Annotated in this window: 1 protein-coding gene; it reads left to right on the top strand. The window is 41.1% G+C overall.

Annotated elements, in window-relative coordinates:
• A partial coding sequence (locus tag AAEY75_RS14670; protein WP_502944425.1) for a calcium-binding protein occupies positions 1-282 on the top strand: 282 nt, incomplete at both ends.

Raw genomic sequence — 282 nt, 5'->3', positions numbered from 1 at the left:
AATCTGTCATTGGTACTGACACTGATGAGACCATTTATGGCTTTGCTGATGCAGATATTATGGAAGGTGGACTTGGTAATGACACTCTATACGGCCAAAATGGCGATGACACTTTAGATGGTGGCATTGGCAATGATCAATTAGATGGTGGTGTTGGTAATGACACCTATCTATTTTCAGGAGACTGGGGACAAGACACTATTTCTGAACGTGATAACGAATCAAACAGCATTGTACTAACCGGAATAGACCCAGAAAGCCTTAATCTTTATAGAGACGGTA

Origin of the sequence: Psychrobacter sp. TB55-MNA-CIBAN-0194, assembly GCF_040309505.1 — a bacterium.
Lineage (GTDB): Bacteria > Pseudomonadota > Gammaproteobacteria > Pseudomonadales > Moraxellaceae > Psychrobacter > Psychrobacter fozii.
This window is presented reverse-complemented; position numbering and strand designations above follow the sequence as displayed.